This is a genomic window from Kluyvera sp., assembly GCF_047971185.1.
Classification (GTDB): domain Bacteria; phylum Pseudomonadota; class Gammaproteobacteria; order Enterobacterales; family Enterobacteriaceae; genus Kluyvera.
In genome coordinates this window covers 1-5,984 of sequence record NZ_JBKDZH010000118.1, presented here as the reverse complement: position 1 = coordinate 5,984, position 5,984 = coordinate 1, and the positions used below count along the sequence as shown (strand labels likewise).

At 56.4% G+C, this 5,984-nt stretch carries 4 protein-coding genes and 1 pseudogene; all 5 read left to right on the top strand.

Annotated features, from left to right (window positions below):
- Positions 1–351 (top strand): annotated as a pseudogene (gene sdhA / locus ACK5JN_RS23035) (succinate dehydrogenase flavoprotein subunit); the annotation flags it as partial.
- Positions 352–366: 15 nt separating this feature from the next.
- Positions 367–1,083, top strand: a complete 717-nt coding sequence (gene sdhB, locus ACK5JN_RS23030; protein WP_416872272.1) for a succinate dehydrogenase iron-sulfur subunit SdhB — start codon at positions 367–369, stop codon at positions 1,081–1,083.
- Positions 1,084–1,381: 298 nt separating this feature from the next.
- A complete protein-coding gene (gene sucA, locus ACK5JN_RS23025; RefSeq protein ID WP_416872271.1) occupies positions 1,382–4,234 on the top strand; it encodes a 2-oxoglutarate dehydrogenase E1 component in 2,853 nt (950 codons plus the stop codon).
- Positions 4,197–5,411 (top strand): 2-oxoglutarate dehydrogenase complex dihydrolipoyllysine-residue succinyltransferase, encoded by a 1,215-nt coding sequence (odhB, locus tag ACK5JN_RS23020; protein ID WP_416872270.1) that lies wholly within the window; start codon positions 4,197–4,199, stop codon positions 5,409–5,411. The genes sucA and odhB overlap by 38 nt, the downstream gene beginning before the upstream one ends.
- Before the next feature lie 132 nt (positions 5,412–5,543).
- Positions 5,544–5,984 (top strand): ATP-grasp domain-containing protein (locus ACK5JN_RS23015; protein WP_416872269.1); only part of this gene is annotated, 441 nt, incomplete at its 3' end.

The following is a 5,984-nucleotide window of genomic DNA, read 5'->3' as shown; positions in this document are numbered from 1 at the left end:
GTATTCCGTGAAGGTGATGCGATGGCCAAAGGGCTTGAGCAGCTGAAAGCGATTCGTGAGCGCCTGAAAAACGCCCGTCTGGATGATACCTCCAGTGAATTTAACACCCAGCGCGTTGAGTGTCTGGATCTGGATAACCTGATGGAAACGGCGTACGCCACCGCGATGTCGGCAAACTTCCGTACCGAGAGCCGTGGCGCGCATAGCCGCTTCGACTTCCCGGATCGTGATGATGAAAACTGGCTGTGCCATTCCCTGTATCTGCCAGAGTCGGAATCCATGACGCGTCGTAGCGTCAACATGGAACCGAAACTGCGTCCGGCATTCCCGCCGAAGATTCGTACTTATTAATGCGGAGACAGGAAAATGAAACTCGAGTTTTCAGTTTATCGTTATAACCCGGACGTAGACGATGCTCCGCGTATGCAGGATTACACCCTGGAAGCGGAAGAAGGTCGCGACATGATGCTGCTCGATGCGTTGATGCAGCTGAAAGAAAAAGATCCAAGTCTGTCGTTCCGCCGCTCCTGTCGTGAAGGGGTCTGCGGTTCTGATGGCCTGAACATGAACGGCAAAAATGGTCTGGCGTGCATCACGCCGATCTCCGCGCTGAATCAGCCGGGTAAGAAAATTGTCATTCGTCCGCTGCCAGGTCTGCCGGTGATCCGCGATTGGGTGGTAGACATGGGGCAATTCTACGCACAATATGAGAAGATTAAGCCTTACTTATTGAATAATGGGCAAAATCCTCCGGCTCGTGAGCATCTGCAGATGCCGGAGCAGCGTGAGAAGCTCGATGGTCTGTACGAGTGTATTCTCTGCGCGTGTTGTTCGACCTCTTGCCCGTCGTTCTGGTGGAACCCGGACAAGTTTATCGGCCCGGCAGGCCTGTTGGCCGCGTATCGTTTCTTAATTGATAGCCGCGATACCGAAACCGACAGCCGCCTGGAAGGTTTAAGTGATGCTTTCAGCGTATTCCGCTGCCATAGCATCATGAACTGCGTCAGTGTATGTCCTAAGGGGCTGAACCCGACGCGCGCCATCGGCCATATTAAGTCGATGCTGCTGCAACGTAGTGCGTAAGTAGTCGTTGTTGCCGGATGGCGACGTACCGTCTTATCCGGCCTACATCCCCGTAGGCCTGATAAGCGAAGCGCCATCAGGCAACAAACATGCAGGAAACCTTTAAAAACTGCCACATGCACTTCCTCTGAGAGAGGGGAAGGGTGAGAGTAAAAAACTCTTAAGACAGTTTCTAAAGGTTCCTTCGCGGGCCAGTGCAGATACAAGAGCTCGCAAGTGAACCCTGGGACGTGTGCTTTACCGGCGTACGTCGTAGTTATCCACGGCGAAATAAGCATAAACTGCTTAAGGGATCACGATGCAGAACGGCGCAATGAAAGCCTGGCTGGACTCTTCTTACCTCTCTGGTGCCAACCAGAGCTGGATAGAACAGCTCTATGAAGACTTCTTAACCGATCCTGACTCTGTCGACGCTCACTGGCGTTCAATGTTCCAGCAGTTACCTGGTACCGGAGTCAAACCGGATCAATTTCATTCCAAAACGCGTGATTATTTCCGTCGTCTGGCGAAGGATGCCTCACGTTACTCCTCTTCGATTTCCGACCCTGACACGAATGCGAAGCAGGTTAAAGTCCTGCAGCTTATCAACGCTTACCGCTTCCGTGGTCACCAGCATGCGAATCTCGATCCGCTGGGACTGTGGCAGCAGGATAGAGTCGCTGATTTAGATCCCGCTTTCCACGATCTGACTGAGGCCGACTTCCAGGAGAGCTTTAACGTAGGTTCTTTCGCTATCGGCAAAGAAACGATGAAGCTCGGGGATCTGATTGACGCGCTCAAACAGACCTACTGCGGCCACATTGGCGCGGAATATATGCACATTACCAGCACCGAAGAAAAACGTTGGATTCAGCAGCGTTTTGAAGCGGGGCATGCCACCTTTACCGCCGAAGAGAAAACGCGCTTCCTGAGCGAACTGACCGCGGCTGAAGGTCTGGAACGCTACCTGGGCGCGAAGTTCCCAGGGGCAAAACGCTTCTCGCTGGAAGGCGGCGACGCGCTGGTGCCGATGCTCAAAGAGATGATCCGCCATGCGGGCAAGAGCGGCACCCGTGAAGTGGTACTGGGGATGGCCCACCGTGGTCGTCTGAACGTACTGGTCAACGTGCTGGGTAAACAGCCGCAGGAACTGTTCGACGAGTTCTCCGGCAAACATAAAGAACACCTAGGCACCGGTGACGTGAAGTACCATATGGGCTTCTCCTCCGACATCGAAACCGAAGGCGGCCTGGTACACCTGGCGCTGGCGTTTAACCCGTCACACCTGGAAATCGTTAGCCCGGTGGTTATCGGCTCCGTGCGTGCGCGTCTGGATCGTCTGGACGAGCCGAGCATCAACCAGGTGCTGCCAATCACTATTCACGGCGATGCCGCCGTTACCGGCCAGGGCGTGGTTCAGGAAACCCTGAACATGTCCAAAGCGCGCGGTTACGAAGTGGGCGGTACCGTTCGCATCGTGATTAACAACCAGGTGGGCTTCACCACCTCTAACCCGCTGGATGCGCGTTCTACGCCGTATTGTACCGACATCGGTAAGATGGTGATGGCGCCGATCTTCCACGTCAACGCCGATGACCCGGAAGCCGTTGCTTTCGTCACCCGCCTGGCGCTGGACTTCCGCAATACCTTCAAACGCGATGTGTTCATCGACCTGGTGTGCTACCGCCGTCACGGCCATAACGAAGCCGACGAGCCGAGCGCAACCCAGCCGCTGATGTACCAGAAAATCAAAAAGCATCCGACCCCGCGCAAAATCTACGCTGACAAGCTGGAAGCGGACAAAGTCGCGACGCTGGAAGATGCCACCGAGATGGTTAACCTGTATCGCGACGCTCTGGACGCGGGCGAATGCGTGGTGAAAGAGTGGCGTCCAATGAATATGCACTCCTTTACCTGGTCGCCGTACCTCAACCACGAGTGGGACGAAAGTTACCCGAACAAGGTTGACATGAAGCGCCTGCAGGAGTTGGCTAACCGCATCAGCACCGTACCGGAAGCGGTTGAAATGCAGTCTCGCGTCGCGAAAATCTACGGCGACCGTCAGGCGATGGCGGCGGGCGAGAAGCTGTTCGATTGGGGCGGCGCAGAAAACCTGGCGTACGCGACGCTGGTTGACGAAGGCATTCCGGTTCGTCTGTCCGGTGAAGACGCCGGTCGTGGTACCTTCTTCCACCGTCACGCGGTGATCCATAACCAGACTAACGGTTCCACCTACACCCCGCTGCAGCACGTGCATAACGGGCAGGGCGATTTTAAAGTATGGGACTCCGTACTGTCTGAAGAAGCGGTGCTGGCGTTCGAATACGGCTACGCGACGGCTGAGCCTCGCACGCTGACCATCTGGGAAGCCCAGTTTGGCGACTTCGCTAACGGCGCGCAGGTGGTGATTGACCAGTTCATCTCCTCCGGTGAGCAGAAATGGGGCCGTATGTGCGGTCTGGTGATGCTGCTGCCGCACGGTTATGAAGGCCAGGGTCCGGAGCACTCCTCCGCGCGTCTGGAACGTTATCTGCAGCTTTGCGCCCAGCAGAACATGCAGGTTTGCGTACCGTCTACCCCGGCTCAGGTGTATCACATGCTGCGTCGTCAGGCGCTGCGCGGGATGCGTCGTCCGCTGGTGGTGATGTCGCCGAAGTCGCTGCTGCGTCATCCGCTGGCGGTATCCAGCCTCGATGAACTGGCGAACGGTACCTTCCAACCGGCGATCGGCGAGATTGACGAGCTGGATCCGAAAGCGGTGAAACGCGTGGTGCTGTGCTCGGGTAAGGTCTACTACGACCTGCTGGAACAGCGTCGCAAAAACGACCAGAAAGATGTCGCTATCGTGCGTATCGAACAGCTGTATCCGTTCCCGCACCAGGCGGTACAGGAAGCACTGAAACCTTATGCTCACGTGCATGATTTTGTCTGGTGCCAGGAAGAGCCGCTTAACCAGGGCGCCTGGTACTGCAGCCAGCATCATTTCCGTGAAGTAGTTCCATTTGGGGCCGCTCTGCGTTACGCAGGTCGCCCGGCCTCCGCCTCACCGGCGGTAGGGTATATGTCCGTTCACCAGAAGCAGCAACAAGATCTGGTCAATGACGCGCTGAACGTCGAGTTATTAAGGATACATAATGAGGAGCGTAGATATTCTGGTCCCAGACCTGCCTGAATCCGTAGCCGCTGCGACCGTGGCCACCTGGCATATAAAACCGGGCGATGCGGTAGTACGTGATGACGTGCTGGTAGTAATCGAAACTGACAAAGTGGTACTGGAAGTACCGGCGTCGGCGGATGGCATTCTTGACGCCGTTCTGGAAGATGAAGGCACCACCGTCACTTCCCGTCAGATCCTGGGTCGCCTGCGTGAAGGCAACAGCGCCGGTAAAGAAACCAGCGCTAAGGCTGACAGCAAAGAGTCTACTCCGGCGCAGCGCCAGCAGGCGTCGCTGGAAGAGCAAAATAACGAAGCGCTGAGCCCGGCGATCCGTCGCCTGCTGGCCGAGCACAACCTCGAAGCCAGCGCCATTAAAGGCACCGGCGTCGGCGGCCGTCTGACCCGTGAAGACGTTGAGAAGCACCTGGCAAAAGCGCCGGCGAAAGCCGCTGCTGCACCGGCTGCCGCCGCTCCGGTTGCGCCGCTGGCGGGCCGCTCCGAAAAACGCGTCCCGATGACCCGTCTGCGCAAGCGCGTGGCCGAGCGTCTGCTGGAAGCGAAAAACTCCACCGCCATGCTGACCACCTTCAACGAAGTCAACATGAAGCCAATCATGGACCTGCGTAAGCAGTACGGTGACGCGTTTGAAAAACGTCACGGTATCCGTCTGGGCTTTATGTCCTTCTACGTGAAGGCGGTGGTTGAAGCGCTGAAACGCTATCCGGAAGTGAACGCCTCTATCGATGGCGATGACGTGGTTTACCACAACTACTTCGACGTGAGCATGGCGGTGTCTACGCCGCGCGGTCTGGTGACCCCGGTACTGCGTGACGTTGACGCGCTGGGCATGGCTGACATCGAAAAGAACATCAAAGAGCTGGCGGTGAAAGGCCGTGACGGCAAGCTGACCGTAGAAGATCTGACCGGCGGTAACTTCACCATTACCAACGGTGGCGTCTTTGGTTCCCTGATGTCTACCCCGATCATCAACCCGCCTCAGAGCGCGATTCTGGGTATGCACGCCATTAAAGATCGCCCGATGGCGGTGAATGGCAAAGTGGAAATTCTGCCGATGATGTACCTGGCGTTGTCCTATGACCACCGTCTGATCGATGGGCGCGAGTCTGTAGGCTTCCTGGTGGCAATTAAAGAGCTGTTGGAAGATCCAACCCGTCTTCTGCTGGACGTGTAGTTTTGAGTTAACCCCGGCGTCGCTTCGCTCGGCCGAGCTACGAGATTGTAGCCCGGCCGAACGAAGTGACGCCGGGAAGCGCCCGAGTTCCAGACAACAACTCAACAACATTTTATAGGATGGATAGAACACATGAACTTACATGAATATCAGGCAAAACAACTCTTTGCCCGCTATGGTTTGCCGGCTCCGGTGGGTTATGCCTGTACTACTCCGCGCGAAGCAGAAGAAGCCGCTTCAAAAATCGGCGCTGGCCCGTGGGTAGTGAAATGTCAGGTTCACGCTGGTGGCCGCGGTAAAGCGGGCGGTGTGAAGGTCGTTAACTCCAAAGAAGACATCCGCGCTTTCGCTGAACATTGGCTGGGCAAACGTCTGGTCACTTACCAGACGGACGCCAACGGCCAGCCGGTTAACCAGATTCTGGTTGAAGCGGCGACCGACATCGGTAAAGAGCTGTACCTGGGCGCGGTAGTAGACCGTAGCTCCCGTCGCGTGGTCTTTATGGCCTCCACCGAAGGCGGCGTAGAAATTGAAAAAGTGGCGGAAGAAACCCCGCACCTGATCCACAAAGTG